Origin of the sequence: Sporosarcina sp. ACRSL (assembly GCF_022346605.1) — a bacterium.
Classification (GTDB): Bacteria; Bacillota; Bacilli; order Bacillales_A; family Planococcaceae; genus Sporosarcina.
This window is the reverse complement of sequence record NZ_JAKRNT010000014.1, coordinates 21064-43222: the sequence shown is the minus strand read 5'-3', so window position 1 is coordinate 43222 and position 22159 is coordinate 21064. Positions and strand designations below refer to the sequence as shown.

General features: G+C 42.4%; 24 protein-coding genes. 3 read left to right on the top strand and 21 right to left on the bottom strand.

Features of this window, described 5'->3' with window-relative positions:
* Positions 1-66 precede the first annotated feature (66 nt).
* The 3 genes from MHZ92_RS18400 to MHZ92_RS18390 all read right to left on the bottom strand — a co-directional run bounded on the left by MHZ92_RS18400 (position 67) and on the right by MHZ92_RS18390 (position 2002).
* On the bottom strand, positions 67-930 hold the full coding sequence (locus tag MHZ92_RS18400; RefSeq protein WP_239433177.1) for a metallophosphoesterase: 864 nt from the start codon (positions 928-930) through the stop codon (positions 67-69).
* A 5-nt stretch (positions 931-935) separates the two neighbouring features.
* On the bottom strand, positions 936-1430 hold the full coding sequence (locus tag MHZ92_RS18395) for a helix-turn-helix domain-containing protein (protein WP_239433176.1): 495 nt from the start codon (positions 1428-1430) through the stop codon (positions 936-938).
* A gap of 86 nt (positions 1431-1516) precedes the next feature.
* Positions 1517-2002 (bottom strand): dUTP diphosphatase, encoded by a 486-nt coding sequence (locus tag MHZ92_RS18390; RefSeq protein ID WP_239433175.1) that lies wholly within the window; start codon positions 2000-2002, stop codon positions 1517-1519.
* Positions 2003-2098: 96 nt separating this feature from the next.
* On the opposite strand from MHZ92_RS18390, the gene MHZ92_RS18385 reads away from it, so the two are divergent.
* Positions 2099-2482 carry a sigma-w pathway protein ysdB gene (locus MHZ92_RS18385; protein ID WP_239433174.1) on the top strand — a complete coding sequence of 128 codons (384 nt, stop codon included), beginning with the start codon at positions 2099-2101 and terminating at the stop codon, positions 2480-2482.
* A gap of 24 nt (positions 2483-2506) precedes the next feature.
* On the opposite strand, the gene MHZ92_RS18380 is transcribed toward MHZ92_RS18385, so the two are convergent.
* The 9 genes from MHZ92_RS18380 to nrdR all read right to left on the bottom strand — a co-directional run bounded on the left by MHZ92_RS18380 (position 2507) and on the right by nrdR (position 10154).
* Positions 2507-2797 carry a DUF1294 domain-containing protein gene (locus MHZ92_RS18380; RefSeq protein ID WP_239433173.1) on the bottom strand — a complete coding sequence of 97 codons (291 nt, stop codon included), beginning with the start codon at positions 2795-2797 and terminating at the stop codon, positions 2507-2509.
* Between the two features lie 152 nt (positions 2798-2949).
* Entirely contained in the window at positions 2950-3309 is a 360-nt protein-coding gene (rplT, locus tag MHZ92_RS18375; protein WP_239433172.1) for a 50S ribosomal protein L20, read from the bottom strand.
* 130 nt (positions 3310-3439) lie between these two features.
* The gene (rpmI, locus tag MHZ92_RS18370) at positions 3440-3640 is read right to left on the bottom strand and encodes a 50S ribosomal protein L35 (RefSeq protein ID WP_041075504.1); all 201 of its coding nucleotides are present in this window, start codon (positions 3638-3640) and stop codon (positions 3440-3442) included.
* Between the two features lie 26 nt (positions 3641-3666).
* Entirely contained in the window at positions 3667-4173 is a 507-nt protein-coding gene (gene infC, locus MHZ92_RS18365) for a translation initiation factor IF-3 (protein WP_239433171.1), read from the bottom strand.
* 616 nt (positions 4174-4789) lie between these two features.
* Positions 4790-6727, bottom strand: a complete 1938-nt coding sequence (gene thrS, locus MHZ92_RS18360; RefSeq protein WP_239433170.1) for a threonine--tRNA ligase — start codon at positions 6725-6727, stop codon at positions 4790-4792.
* A gap of 427 nt (positions 6728-7154) precedes the next feature.
* Positions 7155-7304 carry a hypothetical protein gene (locus MHZ92_RS18355; protein ID WP_239433169.1) on the bottom strand — a complete coding sequence of 50 codons (150 nt, stop codon included), beginning with the start codon at positions 7302-7304 and terminating at the stop codon, positions 7155-7157.
* Between the two features lie 50 nt (positions 7305-7354).
* Positions 7355-8299, bottom strand: a complete 945-nt coding sequence (gene dnaI, locus MHZ92_RS18350) for a primosomal protein DnaI (protein ID WP_239433168.1) — start codon at positions 8297-8299, stop codon at positions 7355-7357.
* 1 nt (position 8300) lies between these two features.
* A complete protein-coding gene (locus MHZ92_RS18345; RefSeq protein WP_239433167.1) occupies positions 8301-9656 on the bottom strand; it encodes a replication initiation and membrane attachment family protein in 1356 nt (451 codons plus the stop codon).
* Positions 9657-9689: 33 nt separating this feature from the next.
* The gene (gene nrdR / locus MHZ92_RS18340; protein WP_239433166.1) at positions 9690-10154 is read right to left on the bottom strand and encodes a transcriptional regulator NrdR; all 465 of its coding nucleotides are present in this window, start codon (positions 10152-10154) and stop codon (positions 9690-9692) included.
* Between the two features lie 474 nt (positions 10155-10628).
* On the opposite strand from nrdR, the gene MHZ92_RS18335 reads away from it, so the two are divergent.
* Both MHZ92_RS18335 and MHZ92_RS18330 read left to right on the top strand, forming a co-directional pair.
* Complete coding sequence (locus MHZ92_RS18335; RefSeq protein WP_239433165.1) at positions 10629-11465, top strand: DUF3888 domain-containing protein; 837 nt, start codon at positions 10629-10631, stop codon at positions 11463-11465.
* 143 nt (positions 11466-11608) lie between these two features.
* Positions 11609-11923: a hypothetical protein gene (locus MHZ92_RS18330; RefSeq protein ID WP_239433164.1), complete on the top strand. Its 315-nt coding sequence runs from the start codon at positions 11609-11611 to the stop codon at positions 11921-11923.
* 28 nt (positions 11924-11951) lie between these two features.
* Here the strand turns inward: MHZ92_RS18330 and MHZ92_RS18325 are convergent, their stop codons facing one another.
* The 9 genes from MHZ92_RS18325 to MHZ92_RS18285 form a co-directional block, all read right to left on the bottom strand.
* Positions 11952-12974 carry a glyceraldehyde-3-phosphate dehydrogenase gene (locus tag MHZ92_RS18325; protein WP_239433163.1) on the bottom strand — a complete coding sequence of 341 codons (1023 nt, stop codon included), beginning with the start codon at positions 12972-12974 and terminating at the stop codon, positions 11952-11954.
* 129 nt (positions 12975-13103) lie between these two features.
* Positions 13104-13700, bottom strand: coding sequence for a dephospho-CoA kinase (gene coaE / locus MHZ92_RS18320; protein ID WP_255723650.1), 597 nt, complete (start codon positions 13698-13700; stop codon positions 13104-13106).
* A 15-nt stretch (positions 13701-13715) separates the two neighbouring features.
* Positions 13716-14588 carry a bifunctional DNA-formamidopyrimidine glycosylase/DNA-(apurinic or apyrimidinic site) lyase gene (gene mutM, locus MHZ92_RS18315; RefSeq protein ID WP_239433162.1) on the bottom strand — a complete coding sequence of 291 codons (873 nt, stop codon included), beginning with the start codon at positions 14586-14588 and terminating at the stop codon, positions 13716-13718.
* Positions 14589-14597: 9 nt separating this feature from the next.
* Entirely contained in the window at positions 14598-17222 is a 2625-nt protein-coding gene (gene polA / locus MHZ92_RS18310) for a DNA polymerase I (RefSeq protein WP_239433161.1), read from the bottom strand.
* A 129-nt stretch (positions 17223-17351) separates the two neighbouring features.
* Positions 17352-18353: a protease modulator HflC gene (hflC, locus tag MHZ92_RS18305; protein WP_370644780.1), complete on the bottom strand. Its 1002-nt coding sequence runs from the start codon at positions 18351-18353 to the stop codon at positions 17352-17354.
* Positions 18353-19321, bottom strand: coding sequence for an FtsH protease activity modulator HflK (hflK, locus tag MHZ92_RS18300; RefSeq protein WP_239433160.1), 969 nt, complete (start codon positions 19319-19321; stop codon positions 18353-18355). Before hflK ends, hflC begins: the two co-directional genes overlap by 1 nt.
* A gap of 78 nt (positions 19322-19399) precedes the next feature.
* A complete protein-coding gene (gene pnpS, locus MHZ92_RS18295) occupies positions 19400-20800 on the bottom strand; it encodes a two-component system histidine kinase PnpS (protein ID WP_239433159.1) in 1401 nt (466 codons plus the stop codon).
* A complete protein-coding gene (locus MHZ92_RS18290) occupies positions 20797-21510 on the bottom strand; it encodes a response regulator transcription factor (RefSeq protein WP_239433230.1) in 714 nt (237 codons plus the stop codon). The genes pnpS and MHZ92_RS18290 overlap by 4 nt, the downstream gene beginning before the upstream one ends.
* A gap of 47 nt (positions 21511-21557) precedes the next feature.
* Positions 21558-22034, bottom strand: a complete 477-nt coding sequence (locus MHZ92_RS18285; protein WP_239433158.1) for a MaoC/PaaZ C-terminal domain-containing protein — start codon at positions 22032-22034, stop codon at positions 21558-21560.
* Between the last annotated feature and the right edge of the window lie 125 nt (positions 22035-22159).

The window sequence follows — 22159 nt, the reverse complement described above, 5'->3', positions numbered from 1 at the left end:
ATATTCACTTTGAGAACAAAACAAAAAAACGCAAAGAAAGAAATTCTCTTTGCGCAGTACGATTTCCTATTCTATCGATGATTTCAATGTTACGACAATCACTTCAGGTTGATTGAAAACTCGTATTGGAACGAGACTATTTCCAAGACCGCGGCTAACGACCATAGCTGTACCATCCTTTTCATGAACGTCGGACGTGTATGTCGGGAACCATCCTTGCCCCGGTGCGAGTAAGCCTCCAATACCCGGAATCCGAATTTGACCTCCATGGGCATGGCCACTGAAAACGAGGTCGATTTGACGATCCACATAAACGTTGAATTGTTCAGGACGATGCGATAAAAGAATCCTATAAATGTCGCCTTGGACATCGTTGAATGCTTTATCGATGGCTCGCTCTACGTATTCCTTCTCATCCAGATTGCTGGACAAGGGGTCTTCAATGCCACCAACAGCAATTTTCTCTCCGTTCCCTTTATCTACGATAACTGATTCATTTGTTAAAACGTGTACTCCGAAGCTCGTCAGCTCACTTTTGATATGTTCCGTGTCATTCGTAGAAATCTCATGATTACCGGTTACAAAATAAAATGGTGCCACATCTTGTAGTTGTTTGACGATTTCCAAGCTATGCGCAAGATCATAACGATTTCGATCAATGAAATCACCCGTAATAAAAATAACGTCGGGTGACAATTGCTTCACTTTATTCACTAATTCCGCGTTGTTTTCGCCAAACTCCGAATCATGGATATCAGAAAGTTGTACGATCCGGAAATGATGGAAGCTTTCAGGAATACGGTCGGACTCGATCTCAACGAAGGTCACCCCGATCGTTGTATTCTCTTTATACAAATAGAGTCCAAAGAGCGATAGAAAAACAATAAAAAGTATAATTGCTTGGCGTTTCCTTTGCTTGCGTACGACCATTCAACTCATTGCCAACGTTTCTTTATTTTTGCAAGCTCCAATAATTCGAGTACATCCTTTTTCGGTAATTCCGTCAAAATGGATAGAAGTTCGCGCTCTGCTAATCTTCTTCCGCGGCCACTCCGGTACCGTTCTTTATTCTCAGCATCTAGGGAGCTGTAGAGCTGATCCATTTTTTCATCTTGCTCATTTGCTACTTTAGTGATAATCAAATTTTCACGTAGCCGTTCATAAAGCATATCAACATTCGATGAACTGCTTGCAGTGAATGCTCGTGAAGTTTTTGGGTCCCCTAATATTAATTCATCTGTAGAAACGTTAAATCTCTCTGATATTTTAGCAATCCATGCTGCGGAAGGGGCATTCTTACCTTTCTCCCAATCTTTAATTCTACTAGCCGAAGTACCAATTGCTGCTCCAAACGCCATCATCGATAGGCCTCTTTGCTCTCTCAGGGCCTTCAATCTAATACCAAAGTCTTCTTTACTCCAATCGCTCACGGTGATGCCTCCTCCTATTTACTTATCTCTATATTATTTTTCTTAGTTCCTTCTGTCAATCTTAATTTATTTTTCTATTAAATTAATTAGTAGCCTGTTTGCTGGCGCTTATAATTTTCCTGATTCTTTTCAATATAGGCTTCCATTATTTCAATATAGGATATTCCCATCCTGTTCGCTATTGCCCCATAATGAATCCAAACATTTTCATAGCTCTCCATATCCGTTTTCAGCATAAATTCTTGGATGGCATTGACCGTTTTCAGAAAGACTTCTGTCAAATCCCCTTCCACTTCGCCCACTGGCCAAACTTTCAACATTTCCAGTTTCTTTACAATACCGAGCGAGAGCAGAAAATGAATCGAATCTACATATTCTTCCAAAATAACTTCTCGCTCTGACGGTCCTTTTGTACTCCAAAACTTAAAGCATCTAGTTTCGTTCGCCAATTCGGCCAGTTCAACGAGTAATGCTAATCCTTTTTCTTTGAAAACATCTTTGTTTACTGATTGTTTTTTTTCGATGTACGCGTCCAGTTCCCGCTGCATCGTGAATAATGTCGTCAAATCCATTAAAAAAACCTCCGAAATATTGAATATCTTGAAACCAAACTGAAACTCATTCGTATATGTAGAAGACTATTACTTTTTTTTGTGAGGGGATGCTGTATGGGATTGTTGATCCGCTTTGTCATTATTGCATTCATCGTCTACTTATTTTATCGTGGGATCCGTTATTTACTGGATCCGAAACGGAAATTGGACGAGGCGTATGAACAAGAGCAATATTATTTCTATGATGATGTGAAAAACGTACGAAAGAATTTCTTTATCACATATAAAGGCGCCCTCTTTGAAGGTGAAAAATATTTAGGAACAACGGAAGATTCCTTTGATGTCGTGTCGATTTTCGTATGGGTGAAAGATGAAACAAAGCTTCAAGGGTTTACGAAAGATGATTTTCATTTCTTATCTTCCGAGATCAGTTCCAATTATCCAAAAGCTGAAATCAGTTGGAAAAATCCAATTGAAGCGTTAATGAAAGCCCGTTAAGCTAGCGGGCTTTTTTTATTTCATTTACACACTATTCATATCAAAAGGACCGATGCCTAGGAGATAGATGATGATCCCTATGTCAAGTAACGCAAGCACGAGAAAGCCTATCCGAAATTCCGTATGGCGCGTTTTATGGCTAAATGCCATCATGCCCAAATACGCACCAATTCCGCCGCCAACGATCGCAAATAGCCATAATGTTTTCTCCGGTATACGACGTCCACGCTTCTTTGATTGCTTCTTATCATAGCCCATCATTAAAAATGCCCAAATTGATATAAATATGATCCAGCTAATTATGAGTACATTCATAAATTCAACTCCCTATCTCCTATTCTACACTTTATTGATTGGTGTTAGGAAGAAGAACTACAGAAGTTTATCAGTTTTCTTTCACAAAATTCATAACATAACAAAAAGCCCCGCTGCCAAGTTACGGAGCGGGGCTTTGGTTGATCAATCAATTATTTTGCAACTGATTTTTTTGCTGTTTCTGCAAGTTGTGCAAATGCTTGTGCATCTGTTATTGCAAGGTCAGCAAGCATTTTACGGTTCACTTCGATGCCAGCCACTTTAAGACCGTGCATCAATGTGCTGTATGAAAGACCATTCATACGTGCTGCCGCATTAATACGTGTGATCCATAGTTTACGGAAATCACGTTTTTTCTGACGGCGGTCACGGTATGCATAGTTGAATGATTTCATGACCTGTTGGTTTGCTACTTTATATAGTCTATGTTTAGATCCAAAATAGCCTTTAGCTAATTTCAATACTCGATTACGGCGCTTGCGCGTCACTGTTCCACCTTTTACGCGTGGCATAGTTCATTACCTCCTGCTATTCCTAAAGAATGTTGTAATAGTGGTTCAAAAAGAGGAGATGGGGAACTTGGGCTGACGTATGCCGCCACGCCTTCGTACATCTTTACTCTTTGAACGGAATTTCAAATAATTATTTCATGTATGTGATCATTTCACGGATACGTTTGTAGTCGCCTGAAGAAACAAGTGAAGCTTTACGCAAGTGGCGTTTCGCTTTTGTAGACTTGTTAGCAAAAAGGTGACTAGTGTAAGCACGGCCGCGTTTCACTTTACCAGTTGCAGTTTTTTTGAAACGTTTTGCGGATCCGCGGTGAGTTTTCATTTTTGGCATGATCTGTTCCTCCTAAATCGTTCGCGTTACTTTTTTTCGGTCGTCGGGGCAAGTATTAGGAACATGCTCCGGCCTTCCATTTTCGGTTTCACTTCAACCGTAGAGAATTCTTTGCATTCTTCTGCAAAGCGGTCCAATACACGTTGTCCAATTTCCTTGTGCGTAATGGCACGGCCGCGGAAACGGATAGACGCTTTCACTTTGTCCCCTGCTTGCAAGAATTTAATGCCATTGCGAAGCTTCGTTTGAAAATCATGTTCGTCGATTGTCGGGCTTAAACGCACTTCTTTGACGTTAATGACTTTCTGGTTTCTTCTCACTTCGCGTTCTTTCTTCTGTTGTTCAAACTTGAACTTACCGTAGTCCATGACGCGGGCTACTGGTGGTTTTGCCGTTGGAGCGACGAGGACAAGATCCAAATTTGCGCGTGCGGCAATTTCGAGTGCCTCATTGCGTGATTTGATTCCAAGCTGATCGCCGTTATGGTCAATGAGGCGAAGCTCGCGGGCACGGATGCCCTCGTTTACGTACATGTCTTTGCTAATAGTAATCCACCTCCGAATATTGTCTCGCGAATACACGGTTTGGGTATACCGCCCACCATTTCGATTGGGAGGGCAGGGTCCCATAGTCCATTCAATCAGAAGAGCACTAGGCACCGTGTTGTCCGGAATATACGTTCATGTGGAACGTAGCGATTCCAGGGACGGTGCCCGAAATCCGGACAATAAAAAAGGTAGACAAACGTATTGTTCGTCTACCCGCTTATGTGTACGTGCAAATAGATGCACGGCACGATCACTCATGTGCTAACCTGTCAACAACGGTATGCGTCGATCAGGTGAGAAGCGGGCAGCTCCTTCTTATACCACAAACTGTATTCATTAACCTTGTTAAGTCTATCATCTTGAACTTTAGTTGTCAACACATAAATTTGTAACGGTTGATTTTCGCTTCAGGTGGACGCTTTCCGGGGGGCGGGCGGTGAGCCTCCTCACTTCGCTTCGCTACGTTGTGGGGTCTCACCTGTCCCGCTAATCCCCCAGGAGTCGCCACCTTACGCTTCAATCAACGGTGATTCCTATTAATCAACTCTATGGATACTGAGTCATTTTCTAAACATTAAACGCCATTCTGTAACCATTATTATTAATTATCGTGCGAAACGTCTGCTTTCAATAATTTCAAGAATTCATCAAACGGCATGCTTTCGGATTTTTGTTCGCCGTATTTCCTTACGTTTACTTCGCCGGATTCGACTTCTTTGTCGCCGAGGACGAGCATGTAAGGGATTTTTTGGACTTGTGCTTCGCGGATTTTGTAGCCGATTTTTTCGTCACGGCTGTCGAGGTCGACTCGGAATCCTTCAGCTACGAGTTTTTCCTGAATTTCTTTTGCATAGTCGAAATGGGCTTCTGGCGACACTGGGATTACTTCGACTTGAACCGGTGCAAGCCATGTTGGGAACGCCCCTTTGTATTCTTCGATCAAGAAAGCGACGAATCTTTCCATTGTCGAAACGACACCGCGGTGGATGACGACCGGACGATGCTGTTTGCCGTCTTCTCCGACATATGTGAGATCGAAACGTTCTGGAAGCAAGAAGTCAAGCTGGACAGTTGAAAGTGTCTCTTCCATGCCTATGGCCGTTTTCACTTGAACGTCGAGTTTCGGGCCATAGAACGCTGCTTCTCCGTCCGCTTCCACGTAAGGAAGACCCATTTCATCCATCGTTTCTTTCAACATGCTTTGTGCGCGTTCCCACATTTCATCATCGTCAAAATATTTCTCAGTATCTTCAGGGTCACGATACGATAAACGGAATGAGTAGTCTTTAATATTGAAGTCTTTGTATACATCAATCACGAGTTGGACGACCCGTTTGAACTCTTCTTTGATTTGATCCGGGCGAACGAAGATATGAGCATCATTAAGAGTCATGCCGCGGACACGTTGTAAACCGGATAGAGCGCCGGACATTTCATAACGGTGCATCGTTCCAAGCTCTGCAATTCGGATTGGCAAGTTTCTATAAGAGTGGATGCCGTTTTTGTAAATCATCATATGGTGCGGGCAGTTCATCGGACGAAGAACGAGATCTTCATTGTCCATGCTCATGACAGGGAACATGCCGTCTTGATAGTGCCCCCAGTGACCTGATGTCCTGTAAAGTTCGACACTTCCAAGTACCGGTGTATACACGTGGTCATAACCAAGCTTTACTTCTTTATCGACGATATAGCGTTCGATAATGCGGCGGATCGTAGCACCTTTCGGTAGCCAAAGTGGAAGTCCTTGACCGACCTTTTGAGAGTTTGTGAATAGATTCAGTTCTTTCCCGATTTTGCGGTGATCGCGTTCTTTCGCCTCTTCTAGCATCCGGAGATGTTCTTGAAGTTCGTCTTTTTTAAAGAAAGCTGTCCCATAAATTCGTTGAAGCATTTTATTTTTCGAGTCGCCGCGCCAGTACGCGCCTGCGATGCTCAATAACTTGAATTCTTTTAGTTTACCTGTCGAAGGAACATGGATCCCCCGGCAAAGGTCGAAAAATTCGCCTTGTTCGTAGATGGACACTTGCTCGCCTTCCGGAATGGCCTCTAACAATTCAAGCTTATACGGATCTTCAATTTCCTTGAATCGTTTTTCAGCTTCTTCACGGGACACATCAATGCGGGTAATCGGAAAATTTTCTCCGATGATCCGTTTCATTTCTTTTTCAAGTTCCGGAAGGTCCTCCGCTGTAATCGGTGTTGGTGAGTCAATGTCATAGTAGAATCCGTTGTCGATGACTGGGCCGATGCCTAGTTTGGCGTCCGGGAACTTTCTTTTGACCGCTTGCGCTAATAGATGGGCGGTACTATGGCGCAGGATTTCGAGCGCTTCCGGTGATTGCGGTGTGATGATTGCAATATCACCGTCTTCTTCGATTGGTGTTTTCAAATCGATCAGCTTGTCGTCAATTTTGCCGGCGATTGCGCTTTTCCGTAATCCTGGGCTGATGGAGCCAGCCACTTCTTCTGTTGTTGTGCCATTCGGAAACTCTTTTATTGCCCCATCTGGGAATTTTAGTTGGACGTTCTCTGCCATTGTTAGCACTCCTTGCTTATTTTATTTATTAACTAGTACCGGATTATGTGAAATGAAAATGGATTTCCGCTACGAACGGACGCTTTCCGCGGGCGGTCCGTGAGCCAATCGAACAGCGAAGGGTTCGATTTGCCGTATTTCTGCGCTTTTGCAGAAATTAAGGCATCCTATCCTCCCCCTGCTCGTAACGCTCCGCTTTTACTCGCAAAAGCCGTTCTTCGTGACGGCTTTCGCAGGAGTCGCCGTCCTTCGCTCCAATTCTTCACAGCATCCTAAGCCATACCCAAAACAATAAAAAAACAACAAAAAAAGCCCCATCCCTGTAAAAGGGACGAGGCTGTTGCTCGTGGTTCCACCCTTCTTCCTTCCATCCGGAATTTACTACCGGAAAGATGAAGCTTTGAAACGGCTAACGGGCCGGGGTCCGTCATCGGCTATGTACTTGTTCACCGATGCTGCTCCAAGGTGGTAAATCGATCCTCTGCACTTCAGGGCTTCCAGCCAAATGACCCTGATCTCTGTAAGTGGATAAACCGATCCATGTCCTCTTCAACACATTTTCAAATATGATATTCATTAGTATAAGGAAAGTCTCACATAATTGCAAGTGGCTTTCTCTACATTAAATTACATGGTTCTACGGTTTTTTCCTTTTAATTGTACAGGCTTGGAAATTGTTTTGATCCTTTCCATGATACGCGCGGCTTTGACTTCTTCTTTTTCACCGCGTTGCGTGTACGTCAAATGGTGTTGCAGTTCGTCGAAATTAAAGTTAGATGTGAAGAATGTCGGAAGCTTCTCCGCCATCCTGTATTGTAAAATCGTGCCGATCACTTCATCTCGAGCCCAAGCAGACATGGATTCCGCTCCGAAATCGTCGAGCATCAAAACTTTGGCTCTTTTCACGAAGTCGATTTTTTCATTTAACGTCTGGTCTTGGATCGATTGTTTAATTTCCCTTAGGAATTCGGGAATATAGACGACAACTGTTCGGATGCGCAAATTGGCAAGCTCGTTTGCGAGTGCACCGAGAATAAAGGACTTCCCGGTTCCAAATGGTCCATAAATATAAAGACCACGTTCAGGAAGTTCACCTGTCTCGCTCACTTCACTTAGAAATTGAGCAGCCGCTTCGACAACAATAATCCTGCTATTGTCATGCTCTAAATCGATATCATGTAGACGTGCTTCCATAACATCCTTCGGCATATGCATACTTTCGATCATATTAGACACATTACGGCGTTCATCATCGAAAAGCTTACTCGGGCATTTCACATAATCGAGGTCAATAAACCCTTGACTCAATATAAGCTTTGGTTCAAACCCTTTCATCACATTGATGCAGCCTTCGAGATTTGGACATTTGTCGCAATGATGAGAGGCTGTTGTGTATTCGTATAATTTTCCTAAGCTCTTATCGACGACCGTTTTATCGATTTCACTTGAATGATCCGAGATGAACTGTTGGACGCCACGGGACTCCATCACTTCATTCCGTAATTGTTCGTATCTTGCTGTTAGTTCTGTTGCGTTAAAAACACGCTTCAATGTATTTCCGATTCGCTCCAACTTACTTCACCCCACTTCTCATGGCATCCAATTTTTCTAGCAGTTGACGGCGTTTTTCGTCGATGGACGGATCTGTTTCTTTTTCCGGCTCCTGCTGTTCTGTTTCCTCTTTTTTGTAAAACCATTCCGGCACCTTTTCTTCTCTTGTCGGCTTGCGACGGGCTGGTTTCTGTTTACCTTCATTCAACCATTTCATATATTGGTCATGTTCGGTCCTGGATAATTCCATCGCCATTTTTGCTGTTGAGACCTTTTTATTGGACCAATGGGACGCAATCCGTTCTGCAAAATTATTCGTGATCTTTCCGTCGTTCCGTAAAATCATATATTGCAATAGCACATTGACGACACCAACTGATAATCCATGTGTGTTAATGAGCCTTTCTGCCAATTGGACATCAACAGGGAAAGGTTCCTTCCCATTCAAATGCCGCAGCATTTCACGAGGAGATGTGTTTTCCAAATAGTTCAAAAGCTCATCTTCGCGTGAAGTAGGTTCCACCTTTTTCTCTGGTTCCACAGTCTTGAAGACCTTTTCAACGGTCGGCACATTTTGTGAAATATTCAACTTGTAATAATCAACCGCCGCTTTCCGCAAACGTTCTTCCGGCAGCTTCAAGTTTCCGTCCAGTGCCATCATGACGACTTTCTGCATATCGAGCGGAGTCAATGAGTAAAGGAAAGCCAATTTCTCGATCAATTCTTTCGGTACTGAAGCGAGGGACGATGTAGGCACCATTTGTTCGGAAAGTCCTGCACGGAAAAGATTGAAATCAAAGTCGAAATTTGCGAATGGAATGCCCGGTGAGTCATTACGTCCGATTAGTTGACCCCCTTCTTCCAATCTTTCCGATGCACTGAAACGGATCGGTTTAAAAACATCCAAAAAAGTGCGTGATATTTCTTTGTACTGTTCGTCCATTTCATCTTCGACCGTAAAACGAGCTCGTAGGCTTCGGTACGGCTGCTCGCCGATTTTGCTGAAAAGAAAAGTTGATAACAGCGGATCCTCAAAAAATGATTTTGCATCCAAAGGCTGTAATAGTTCATAGCAGAAAGTGCGCTCTTCCCCTTCCTGCTTGCAAAATGTACGCATAAGGCCGATCGCCTCAAGTGAAATTCTTGCTTCGAACACTTTCACTAATGGCATTGTAAGCAAATTCATCAAATAATAATGGTTAAATTCTTTTTCTTTTTCACGCTCTGCTTCAGCCCAAAGGGACATGAATAGACTCATGGCTTCCGGGCCTATCAATGGTTGGTAGAACAATGTGAGGAGTTGCCGGTCGTAGTCCGAAAACGGATGTGACAATTTAATCGTAAACGTATCTACTGGTTGCAGTTCTTGATAAAGCATTTTGTCGGAACCCCTTTTTTCCTTTATTCATAATCATTTTCCATCTTTTTTCTTCTGCAAGTTCTGCAGCTCTTCAATAAAAACGGTAATATCCTTATATTGTCGGTAAACAGAAGCAAAACGGACGTATGCGACTTCATCGACGTCGGCTAATTTTTCCATGACCATTTCGCCGACATCTTTTGAGTCGATCTCAACAGTTCCGGAGCTTCTTAATTCTTTTTCAATTAAATAGACAATGTTTTTAACTGCTTCAAGATCAACTGGACGCTTTTCACATGCCCGAATCAAACCTCTTAGCAGTTTTTCACTGTTGAATTCTTCCCGTGTACCGTCCTTTTTGACAACAATTAACGGCATCTCTTCCACTTTTTCAAATGTCGTAAACCGGAAAGCGCATTTTTCGCATTCACGGCGTCTTCGGATGGATCGATTCTCTTCGGCGGGTCTAGAATCGATGACCCGTGTGCCATTATAATGACAAGCTGGACATATCATTTCTGCTTCCTCCGCAATTCCGTATAGTATATTGATTATAACAGAAGTTTGACGAAAAAATCGAAAGGGATTCAATAATATTGAATCAAGTTGTTGTGGGCTTTTAATAAAGTAGAATCTTGGAAGTGTTGATTTCCGCTCCAGGCGCACGCTTTCCGTGGGGCGGGCGGTGAGCCTCCTCGGTCGCTTTGCTCCACTGCGGGGTCTCACTTGTCCCGCTAATCCCACAGGAGTCGGCGCCTTCCACTGCAATCAACAGTGATAAGTTCAAAATTTGTTTTTCGGACTGCTTATTACCACTTACCTTTGGAATTATTTCGATATAACCAAAAAGTAATCAACGGGTGCTTTAATTGAAGTTCAGCGACGGCACATTTTTCTTGTTCAACTAAAGGGGCAGCTTAGTTGAATAATACAAGTATTTCAGGAAAAAATACTCATAATACTCATTAATTAAATCTAAAGGAGTATTCGATGAAGATAATCCTGGTAATATCATCTTTTATTATTCTTAGTATCCATATTAATAATCATCAAGTGGTTGCGGAAAAACCCCTGAATGGGGACTTATACAAAGATGCTTTGTTAATGTCAGGAGATTTTGATGCCCAAAGTGAGCAACCTGATTATAAACTTATATATGATACATTGATTACATCCCTTTATCCATCCATACAAAAGGAAATTATTAATTACTATGGATATCCCAAACAATATGGTTTATATGATGCTAAAATACTGAGTATTACAAGAGAGCATGAGGGGAGTTTTGATTTTAATGTAGAAGTACAAGTCACAACATTTGATCATGCACATGACCCTCCTTATGGTAAGGAAACAATGACTTTTAATATAAGTCCATTTGGAGTTAAAACCATTAGCTTTCAACATGAGGGCGATAAATTAGAAAAGGATATAGATGAATTTTATAAAGCAACACTTTCAGATATAAAACAGTCTTTTAATTTGAATTTAGGGTCTTACTCTTCTTACACATACAATCAATTACAATACCAAGCGGAAATAAATAATGAATTTAAATCTCTTTTTAATATTGCTGAAATTATAGTAACCAACATATTGCTTCCTGAGAGAAAGATACCTAACAAAAATGTAATTGACCCTGTAACCTTTATAAAAGACAACTCAGGTTATATGCTCTTTAAAAAGTCTGATGGGACAAATGTAAATTATAAAGTACAAAAGAAAGATGGTAATTGGATAGTAACAGATAAAAATAGTAAACAAGGCAAGAAAATGGATTATGAATTACCATGGTATGTATGGAAAAAAATTAAGCCGACTGATTAATTCAGTTAGGGCTTTTAATAATAAAAAATTTGTGTGTGAATTTTATTACTCAATATGTTATTTAATAAAGGCAAACATTAAAAATTATTTTCATTTCTTTATAGCTACCTTACAGCTTAGAATTTCAAGTATACTCCAATTGATTGGAGTGGAGATCGGCGACTCCTGCGGGAACAGCGCGAGCTGAAGACCCTGGACTGAGCGAAAGCCGTAACGAAGAACGGCTTTTGCGACCAAAAGCAAAGCGTTGGGAGCACTTGCTGTCTATTTCTGCAAAAACCGCAGAAATAGACAAATCGAACCCTGCGCTGTTCGATTGGCTGAAGCCGTGCCCGCGGAAAGCGTCCGATCGGAGCGGAAATCAATGGTATTTGCAGCAAGCTAGAATTATTAGAACCAACTCCCAAACATTTTATTCAGACATCTTGAGAGAGAACAAAAACGTCCAAGTCGACTGAACGACCTGGACGTCTTTTTCGTTTCTACTTATGAAATCACTTTGGATTTTAATGCATTTCCTACTTTTCTTGCCAATTCGACAACACGAGCCGAGTAACCCCATTCATTGTCATACCAAGCGAGGACTTTCACTTTACGGTCGCCCATGACGATTGTCGATAGGCCGTCGATAGTTGCAGACTCGGTAGTCGTATTGAAGTCAATTGATACGAGCGGTTCCGTCGTGAAACGAAGGATTCCTGAAAGTGGACCTTCTGCAGCTTTAATGAATGCTTCATTCACTTCTTCTACTGTTACGTCTTTTTTCACGTCAACTACGAGGTCGACCAATGAGACATTCGGTGTCGGAACTCGAAGCGCCATCCCGTGAATTTTTCCTTCTAGTTCAGGCAATACAAGGGAAAGTGCTTTTGCGGCACCCGTCGAAGTCGGGATAATCGATTGTGCACAAGCTCGTGCTCGACGAAGATCCTTATGCGGGTTATCCAAGTTCTTCTGATCATTTGTATAAGCATGAACAGTAGTCATCAAACCATTTTCAATGCCGAATGAATCATTCAATACCTTCGCAACTGGTGCTAGGCAGTTTGTTGTGCAGCTTGCATTGGAAATGACATCATGTTTATCAACATCAAGTTTGTCATCATTCACACCTAAAACGATCGTTACATCTTCATTTTTACCAGGTGCTGTCAAAATGACTTTCTTAGCTCCAGCATCGAGATGAAGTGCCGCTTTAGAGCGTTCATTGAATACTCCCGTTGCTTCAATGACGATATCGACACCAAGATCTTTCCAAGGAAGTTTGGACGGATCACGTTCCGCTATTAACTGGACACGCTTGCCGTTCACAATAAGAGCATCTTCCTCCGCTACAACTTCTCCATTAAACACTCCATGATTTGTGTCATACTTAATCAAATGAGCTAGAGTTTCTGCCGGATATGATGCATTTATCGCTACTACATCCACGTCATCAACCGTGATAATTTGGCGGAAAACCATACGACCGATCCGCCCGAACCCATTAATCGCAATCGAAGTAGTCATGAAAAAATCCTCCCGCGTAATGTTATATACTTTTTATCTGTTATCCGTTAATTAGTATAGCACATTTTATTCGGGGTGACAGAGTTTGTGAATGAAATAACAATGTTCCACTTTTCAGAGAATACCATTTTATACGACAGCATTCCATTTAACTAATAGTTCGTTGAGCTGTTTTTCCGTCTCTTCCACTGTCCCATTATTATCGATGACAGCGTCTGCTCCCTTTTCTTTTTCTTGAACCGGAAGCTGTGAGTTGATGCGGGCATCTGCCTCTTCTGCGGAAAAACCGTTTCTAGCCATCAACCGTTTTCTTTGATTTTCAGTGGTTGCGGAGACGACGAGTATTTTATCGACATAGGATTGCAGTTTGCTTTCAAAAAGGAGCGGAATATCCATGATGACGGTGTTTGCCCCTTTATCCAACCACTCTTCCTTTTGCCGAATCATTTCCTTTCTGACGGCTGGATGGATGATTTCATTTAGCATTTGCCGTTTTCCGCCATCATTGAAAATGATGGAGCCGAGCTTTTCCCTATTTAAGGATCCGTCCGGGAGGAGCACATCTGGACCAAATACTTCCGCTATCCTTCGAAGAACAGGAGTTCCCGGTTCCACGACCATTCTAGAAATCTCATCTGCGTCAACGATTGGGTATCCCTTTTGTTTCAGCATCCGCGACACAGTGCTTTTACCTGTCGCGATACTTCCTGTCAAACCGATGATCATTGGAATCATCCTTTCCTACCTCTGGCATTGTGGACAGTAAACAGAAGTTCTTCCTGCAATCTTCATGCTCTTCGTCTCTCTTCCGCATACGCCACACACTTTCTTCCCATACATCTTCAGACGGGTTTGCATCGTTCCTGCTTGCCCGTTAATATTCCGGTAGTCTGAAATGGAACTTCCCCCCGCATCGATGCTCTCTTGCAGAACCTCGACGATTTGCCGGAATAATTCCCGTTTCCTTTTTTCACTAATCCGTTCTGTTGCTCTTCCAGGATGTATGTTCATACGAAATAACGCTTCGGTTGCATATATATTTCCGCACCCTGAAATGACATGGCCGTCCATGATCACTTCTTTGATTGGCTTGCGTGCATATTTCGGCGTGGACGCCATCGCAAGAAAATGATCAGCTGCAACTTCATCAAACGGCTCAGGTGCCATTTTCAACAATGGCAAATAGTCTTCTTCTTTCTGTAGTAGCCGCAACTCACCGAATCGGCGGATGTCGGAATAAACGAGCAATCCCCCGTCAGCCATTTTAAGAACGACATGGATATGGTTCCTGAATTTACGTTCGGTAATGTCATCCAAGGAATTTACTACAAACCATGCACCTGTCATTCCGAGATGGCTAACGAGCAAGTAGGGCTGTCCTTTCTTCTCCATATGAAAATAAATATATTTACTTCTTCGGGTGACATCCACGATTGTCATATCTGCTAGTTCATCGATAAAATCCTCTAATGTTTTCCCTTTGACGATCGCTTCTTTACCCAATTCCTTTGATTTCTTTATTACATCTGACACGTGCACTTCGGAAATGGTACGACCGATCGAGACAGGCGATAATTCACGGACGACCCCTTCCACTTCAGGTAATTCAGGCATGCTAATTCCTCACTTCGTATCATACCAAGAATGGCCATACGCCCACTCTGCCTTTAATGGGACGTCAAGCTTCAATGCAGCTTCCATCACTTCTGGTACAATTGTCTTCAATTTCTCAATCTCATCTTCCGGTGCTTCGAATATCAATTCATCATGTACTTGAAGGAGCATGCGTGTTTGCATGTTTTCTTCCTTTAACCGGGCATCCATATCGATCATTGCCTTTTTAATAATATCTGCAGCGGTTCCTTGGATGGGTGTATTCATAGCTGTCCGTTCTGCAAAGCTCCGCAAATTAAAATTCGAGCTTGTTATATCAGGCAAGTATCTTCTTCTGTTCATCATCGTAACGACATAGCCTTTCATCTTCGCCTCGGAGACGATGTCCTCCATATATTGTTTCACGCCAGGAAATGTCTCGAGGTATGTGTCGATGAATTTTCCGGCTTCCTTCCGGGTAATGTTCAAGTTTTGGGACAACCCATAATCGCTAATGCCATACACGATTCCGAAGTTGACTGCTTTCGCAGTACGCCTCATATCCGAAGACACGCCATCTTTATCCACACCGAAAACGTCCATCGCTGTTTTCGTATGGATGTCTTCTCCTTCCCGGAATGCGGAAATCATTTTTTCGTCCTGAGACATATGGGCAAGGACACGTAATTCAATTTGTGAATAGTCAGCGGCAAACATAAGCCAGCCCGGTTCAGAAGGAACAAACGCTGCACGGATTTTCCTACCTTCCTCAAGGCGGATCGGGATGTTTTGCAAGTTCGGGTTAATGGAGCTTAAACGGCCCGTTTGTGTTAACGCCTGTTGGAATCGCGTATGGATTTTTCCGTCTTCATGGATTTCCTTCGACAACCCTTCAATATACGTCGAATTCAGCTTTCCGAGCTGACGGTATGTCAAGATATAACTGATGATTTCATGCTCGCTCTCAAGTTTCTCCAACACATCCGCAGCAGTTGAATAGCCTGTTTTCGTCTTTTTAATAGGCGTTAATCCTAGCTTTTCGAATAGGATTTCACCTAATTGCTTCGGTGAATTGATATTGAACGGTTGTCCCGCCATCTCATAAATGATTGATTCCAGCTCGTTCAATCTTGTCGATAGTTCAATACCGATTTGTTGAAGGATCCCTAAGTCTGTCTTAACGCCTGTTGATTCCATTTTCCCAAGTATTTTAGCGAGTGGCATTTCGAGCTCGTGATATAATTCGAACTGTTCATTTTCGCGTAGTTTCTCTTCAAGGATAGGTTTCAGTTTCCAAACAGCACGTGCCTTCCTTCCGGCATGATCAGCAAGTACCTTTTCCTCCGGCAATGCTTTTTTCGCGCCTTTCCCGTAGATCGCTTCATCAGATTGAACATCCGAATAGTTGAACTCCCTTGCGACAGACGCAACATCGGTATACGTGGAAGACGGGTTCGCAATATAGGTCGCTAATAACAAATCGAATTCAAAGCCGTTCACTTCAACGTCGTACCGTAACAAAGAGGCGTAAGCTGCTTTTGAATCGGTCACAAACTTCGTTTTCTGCCCATCTTGAAGCCAATCCTTTAAACGGTCTGATTGTTGCAAAACGGCAATCGGGATAAAGAACGTTTGCTTACCGTCCGTCAAGCTGATGCCTGATACTTCCGTAGCTAAATAGTTTTCATCCATCATTTCAACATGGATTGCCATCTCATCTGAAAGTTCTATTGTTTCTGGGTCATGGATAATGCGGACATCGATCTCCTCAACGGGTTCACTTTCAGTTTGAGGGTCCATTTTTTCAAGCAACGTTTTAAACTTCAATTCTTCGTAAATCTTTTTGACGTTTTCTTCATCAGGACCCGGATACGTCAAATCTGCTATCGTAATTTCAACCGGAGCATTCACTTCAATAGTAGCGAGCTTTTTGCTCATGAATGCCTGCTCTTCATTTTCTGTCAAGTTTTCCTTCAATTTCTTCCCTGATACGGAATCCAATGATTCATAAACTTTTTCCACCGTGCCGTATTCCTTCAGCAGTTTGAGTGCGGTCTTCTCGCCGACGCCAGGGACACCTGGAATATTGTCGGAAGCATCTCCCATCAAGCCTTTCATATCAATGATTTGCTGTGGTGTGATGCCATACTTCTCTAATACATGCTGAGGTGTGTACTTCTCAAGGTCTGTAATCCCTTTTCGTGTAATGCATACGGTCGTATGATCACTAGCAAGCTGCGTCAAGTCTTTGTCTCCTGATATAATGATGACTTCGACGCCTTCTTCATCGCCTGTTTTGCTCAATGTGCCGATAATATCATCCGCTTCATACTGATCGAGCTCGTATTGCGGGATTTTATAGGCTTCGAGCAGTTTTCGCAAATACGGAAATTGCTCTGAAAGCTCAGGCGGCGTCTTTTGTCTGCCGCCTTTATATTCACTAAATGTTGAATGTCTAAATGTTGTTTTTCCTGCATCCCAGGCAACGAGCATATGCGTTGGCTTTTCTTCGGCCAGAATGTTTTGCAGCATCATCGTGAAGCCGTACACTGCATTCGTATGGATGCCTGAATCGTTCGTCAATAACGGCAATGCAAAAAACGCCCGATACGCCAAGCTATTTCCATCTAATAGCACTATTTTCTTTTTCGTCACTGATTCCACTCCCTTGTTCGTTCATCCTACCGCTTATAAAAGTAAGGACCTTCTGCTGGATTAAATTAAAAACGTCATCTCCATTCATCTTACCATGACGGTAGATGTAAATGAAAATGACGTCATCTGTTACTCCAAGTATCCTGTTAATATTTTTGCGTATGGCGAGTCGGCTGGCATGATGATCATTGTGTCATCGCCGATTGTGCGAGAGTAGGATTGCAGCGTACGGTAGAGATTGTAGAACTCGGGATCTTTCGAGAATGCGTTATTGTAGATTTTAGCAGCCTCCGCTTCCCCTTCGGCATGGATGACGGCCGCATCCTTTTTCGCGGTCGCAAGCATTTCTTGCACTTCCCTATCCGTTTCCGCCTCTATTCTCCTCTTCTCCGCATCCCCTTGGGAAAGGTAATCCTGAGCTGTCGATTCCCGCTCTGAAATCATACGAGTGTAAATCGATTGTTCGTTTTCTTCCGGAAGGTCGATCCGTTTCATCCGAACGTCAATGACTTCGATACCAAAATTCCCTTCTGCCAGGAATTCATTTACTTTAGTCGTCACACGGTCGTTCAAACTACCACGGGATGAATTTTCATCATTAACAACATCCACATAATCCAATTGCCCCATCTCGTTCCGAATGACAGAGTAGATGAATTCCTCCATACGCATTTCAGCATTAATAATATTTCGCGCATTCGAAATCATTTTTGCAGGATCGGTAATTCTCCAAACAGCATAATTGTCGATGATGATTCGTTTTTTATCCTTCGTCGTAATTTCCGCTTCGGAAACATTATACGTTAATTGGTTTTTCGGCAAACTTGACACGGATTGGATGAACGGGATTTTCATATTTAAACCCGGTTCCTTGACAATTCTTGTAATTTCACCGAATTGCCGTACAACCTTATACTCCCCCTCTTTTACGACATAGACATTTGCAAGTAGTATGACGGCTATTGCAAAAATTACTGTTATCGTAATTGCTGTTTTTACAAATTTCCTCGTATTGAACGGCTTTTTCGGAGTAATGACTTTATCCGCGCCTGCAGGCTTTTTCTGTTTTCCACCTTGCATCTCTTTAAATTTATCTTCTATATTTTTGAATGGATTGTTGTTATTCGTCATTAGTTGCCGCCCCCTTCCGTTTTCTGCTCAGCAGGTGGTGGTGTTTGACTTTCCAGTTGCTGTAACGGCAAATATTTCAACGTATCGCCGTCGTCATTCATAATATAGATCTTCGCTTTTGGCAGTACTTGCTCTAATGTCTCGATAATTAGCCGTTGGCGAGTGATCGTTTTATTTTTTTCATATTCTGCATGCAGATCGTTGAAAAGTGCGACATCTCCTCGCGCTTGCTCTATACGAGCAGTCTTCTGGCCGACAGCACGGGATATGATGGCATCTTTTTCACCCTTCGCTTCGTTTTCTCGTTGGTTTTTATATCGCTGCGCTTCATTGATTTTTGTGCTTCTTGTTTCACGGGCGTCCGTTACTGCTGTAAAAGCGGCACGGACGTCAGCGTTCGGCAATTCAACATCTTGCAGTTTAACGCCTTGTATCGAAATACCGATGTCATAATTAGTCATAAGCGATGTTAATAAATCACGTGTTTTTGCTTCGATCTCTGCTTTCCCATCCGTCAAGGCAGAATCGATTGTCGAACTTCCGATGATTGATCGAATCGATGCAGAAGTCGCGTCATGAAGAATTTCCTTTGGATTTTGTGAGTTGAATAAATATTTCTCCGGATCTGTTATTTTCCATTGGACAACTAGATCCGCAAGTACGATATATTCATCCCCTGTTATCATTTTCGTTTCCTTGTCGTATGTAACAAGTGTTCCATCTGGATCTTGCTTATAACCAAATTGAAGACTGAATGTCTCTTTTGAGAGTTTCTCAACATGCTGGATTGGCCATGGCAGCTTGAAATGCAAGCCCGATTCCGTGACTGGTGTGTCCGCTTTTCCGAAAGTAATGACGATGGCCTGCTCAGATTCGTCCACCGTATACCATGTCGTAAAAGCAATGACGAGCAATAATATTCCAGCAATGACAAGACCAGCTGCCACTGATGCTCGGCGTGTGCTCATTTAAATTCCCCCTTCTTCTATGTATCAACTATACTACGGTTTTGTTTCAATTTGGTTTCAAAAAAAAAGAAATCTGCCTTATGCAGATTTCTTTGGTAACATTATCGTAAATTTTGTGCCAACGCCTACAGTGCTTTCGACAGTGACTTTGCCGCCATGCGCTTCTATCAGATGCTTGACAATTGCCAGTCCAAGACCTGTACCTCCGGAATCCCTGCTTCGCGCACGGTCCACTCGATAAAATCGTTCGAACAATCGAGGTAATTCCTTTTCAGCGATTCCCATCCCTTCATCCTGGACTTCAATAATCGCTTCATCATCCGTTTCAGATGTATTGATCGTAATGGTCGTATTTTCTTTCGAGTAGTTGATGGCGTTTGTGAGCAAATTGACCAATACTTGTATCAGCCTTGCGGAATCCGCCTGAACGAAAAGCTGTTGGTTAGTGTTGATGACGATATTCATATGCTTTTTCTCAATTAATCCATAAACGATCTTCATCGCATTTTCAATAATGTCAGAGATCGACACATTATCGTATTTCAATTGGAATCCTTCACGCTCGATTCCTGACAGTTCTAGAAGATCATTGATTAATAAATGCAGACGGTTGCTTTCCTTTTGTATGATTTCAAGAAATTCCTTTGATGTAATCGGATCGTTCATCGCTCCATCTAATAACGTCTCTGTGAAGCCTTTAATCGAAGTGATCGGAGTCCGAAGCTCATGAGAAACATTTGCGACGAAATCTTTACGAATTTCCTCCAATTTAACAAGTTTCGTTATATCATGAAGGACGACAATGATACCTAGCCAATTTCCATGGCGACCGATAACCGGCGCGCCGTAAACGTTGAAATGCAATTCACCGATTCGTAATTGTCTTTCATGCACTTGTTCTGTTAAATATACATCTTCAATCAGCTTCTGAATGCCTTCTGGCAAACCGATTTCCTTGAACGTTTTTCCGACCAATTCATCCTTAGTTAAGCCGAATGTTTTTTCGAACATCCGATTCAATAAATTGACAGATCCTTCCCTTCCGAACATCAGAAGTCCATTCCCCATACTTTCGATCAACGTATTCATACGTTCTTTTTCCATCGCTCGCAATATGGATGTTTCTTGTAAATTCCTAGCGATCTGGTTCACTGCAATTCCTAATTCATTACCTTCATCAAGTTCTTCAACTGGTGTTCTTGCCAAATAATCGCCTCGGGCAATCTTCTTGGCAGTTTCCGTCACTAGGTCAGTGGGACTCGCATATTGCTTAATGAATCGAGTGCCAAGTAGGAGTGAAAGAACATAAGCAATGGATAGAATAGCGATAAGGAAAATCCAATACTTACGCTGAACTTGCCACGTGACATCATGGTCAATTAGATAAAAAAACTGGCCCAGGACAATGCCAAGACCAGTCAGTAGAACCAATAAAATTGTGGCAAAGGCGATAAAGAGTCTAGAATAAAGACCCTTCATTTCAATTTTGGCTCCTCGAATTTATATCCAATTCCTCTAACCGTCTTAATGAAATTAGGTTTTCTTGTATTTTCTTCGATTTTTTCACGTAAATGGCTCACATGGACATCGACAATCCGTGTATCTCCTGCAAAGTCATAATTCCAAACTGCGCTCAATAATTGATCACGAGTGAGAACTCGGTTTTTATTTTGTAAGAAATAGACGAGTAGTTCAAATTCCTTCGGAGTGAATTCCAATGCTTGGTCGTCTAAATACACTTCGTATTGATCCGGATGCACTGTAATAGGTCCCGAACGAAGTACATGCAGGTCCTCTTCCTCATCGTCGATTCCTGTCCGCTCGCCGCTCCGCCGCAGAACCGCTTTTACTCTAGCAACCACTTCTCGGGGACTGAACGGTTTCGTCATATAATCGTCTGCGCCGATTTCCAACCCTAATACTTTGTCAGTCTCCTCGCCTTTTGCGGTCAGCATGATGATCGGCGTATTAATATTCCTCTGCCTCAAAACCTTGCACACTTCTATCCCATCCATTTTAGGCAGCATGAGATCGAGCAGTACTAAATCCGGGTTTTCTTTTTCTACTTTTGATACAGCTTCTTCACCATCCGCAGCCATGATCGTTTCAAAATTGGATTGTTTCAAGTTATAGTCCAATAACGTCCGGATCGGTTGCTCATCATCCACGATTAAAATTTTCTGCACGATTTCCATGTCCCCCTTAGATGTCGTTCTTTAGTTTTCATATTTGAAATTCAGAAATTTTCCATTGCCTCCGATGTTAGGTTTTCTCGGATGGAAGGCGGAATCACCGTTACGGTACCCGAAATTACGGTTTTTTCGTCCTCGTTTGTTGCTTCCACTTGAATGACGATCGAACCTTTCTCTTTTTCGACTCGAATGACTTCAAATAAGAAATCAATCGTTTCGTAATGATATACATGTTTCGGGAAAATTAGGTGCTGCTCCGTAATATGAGACCCCGGACCAGGCAAGTATTTCGAAATGGCGGAAGTGATAATTCCGTTCAACATAATAGTCGGCACAATCGGCTTGTCAAACCCGGTTTGCGATGCGTAATCATGTTGTATGTACAATGGATTCGAATCATTGGTCAATCCTAGATAAAGAAGTAAATCTTTATCTTCGATTTTTTCGGTAAGCTTCAGCTTTTCACCTTCAACAATTTTATCGATTTCCCTTCCAATCCGCCTTTTTTTCCCTAATAGCAACTTGCTTCCCCCTTCATTTTCCTGATTGGAATGTTGTTATAGAAAGTGTATCAATATTCACTTGTAAAGGGCAAGTTAGTTGGTTGTTAAGAATAGGTTAAGTTGATGTGGGTGCTTCTTTAAAT

What these genes read in the sequence shown, in the direction of transcription:
- MHZ92_RS18400 (WP_239433177.1), bottom strand. Translation starts at nt 930, where the DNA reads ATGGTCGTACGCAAGCAAAGGAAACGCCAAGCAATTATACTTTTTATT.
- rpmI (WP_041075504.1), bottom strand. Translation starts at nt 3,640, where the DNA reads ATGCCAAAAATGAAAACTCACCGCGGATCCGCAAAACGTTTCAAAAAA.
- MHZ92_RS18345 (WP_239433167.1), bottom strand. Translation starts at nt 9,656, where the DNA reads ATGCTTTATCAAGAACTGCAACCAGTAGATACGTTTACGATTAAATTG.
- hflK (WP_239433160.1), bottom strand. Translation starts at nt 19,321, where the DNA reads ATGAGCACACGCCGAGCATCAGTGGCAGCTGGTCTTGTCATTGCTGGA.
- hflC (WP_370644780.1), bottom strand. Translation starts at nt 18,353, where the DNA reads ATGACGAATAACAACAATCCATTCAAAAATATAGAAGATAAATTTAAA.
- MHZ92_RS18385 (WP_239433174.1), top strand. Translation starts at nt 2,099, where the DNA reads ATGGGATTGTTGATCCGCTTTGTCATTATTGCATTCATCGTCTACTTA.
- infC (WP_239433171.1), bottom strand. Translation starts at nt 4,173, where the DNA reads ATGTACGTAAACGAGGGCATCCGTGCCCGCGAGCTTCGCCTCATTGAC.
- nrdR (WP_239433166.1), bottom strand. Translation starts at nt 10,154, where the DNA reads ATGATATGTCCAGCTTGTCATTATAATGGCACACGGGTCATCGATTCT.
- MHZ92_RS18335 (WP_239433165.1), top strand. Translation starts at nt 10,629, where the DNA reads ATGAAGATAATCCTGGTAATATCATCTTTTATTATTCTTAGTATCCAT.
- MHZ92_RS18325 (WP_239433163.1), bottom strand. Translation starts at nt 12,974, where the DNA reads ATGACTACTTCGATTGCGATTAATGGGTTCGGGCGGATCGGTCGTATG.
- coaE (WP_255723650.1), bottom strand. Translation starts at nt 13,700, where the DNA reads ATGATCATCGGTTTGACAGGAAGTATCGCGACAGGTAAAAGCACTGTG.
- MHZ92_RS18380 (WP_239433173.1), bottom strand. Translation starts at nt 2,797, where the DNA reads ATGAATGTACTCATAATTAGCTGGATCATATTTATATCAATTTGGGCA.
- MHZ92_RS18390 (WP_239433175.1), bottom strand. Translation starts at nt 2,002, where the DNA reads ATGGATTTGACGACATTATTCACGATGCAGCGGGAACTGGACGCGTAC.
- mutM (WP_239433162.1), bottom strand. Translation starts at nt 14,588, where the DNA reads ATGCCTGAATTACCTGAAGTGGAAGGGGTCGTCCGTGAATTATCGCCT.
- pnpS (WP_239433159.1), bottom strand. Translation starts at nt 20,800, where the DNA reads ATGAAGGGTCTTTATTCTAGACTCTTTATCGCCTTTGCCACAATTTTA.
- rplT (WP_239433172.1), bottom strand. Translation starts at nt 3,309, where the DNA reads ATGCCACGCGTAAAAGGTGGAACAGTGACGCGCAAGCGCCGTAATCGA.
- thrS (WP_239433170.1), bottom strand. Translation starts at nt 6,727, where the DNA reads ATGGCAGAGAACGTCCAACTAAAATTCCCAGATGGGGCAATAAAAGAG.
- MHZ92_RS18355 (WP_239433169.1), bottom strand. Translation starts at nt 7,304, where the DNA reads ATGAATATCATATTTGAAAATGTGTTGAAGAGGACATGGATCGGTTTA.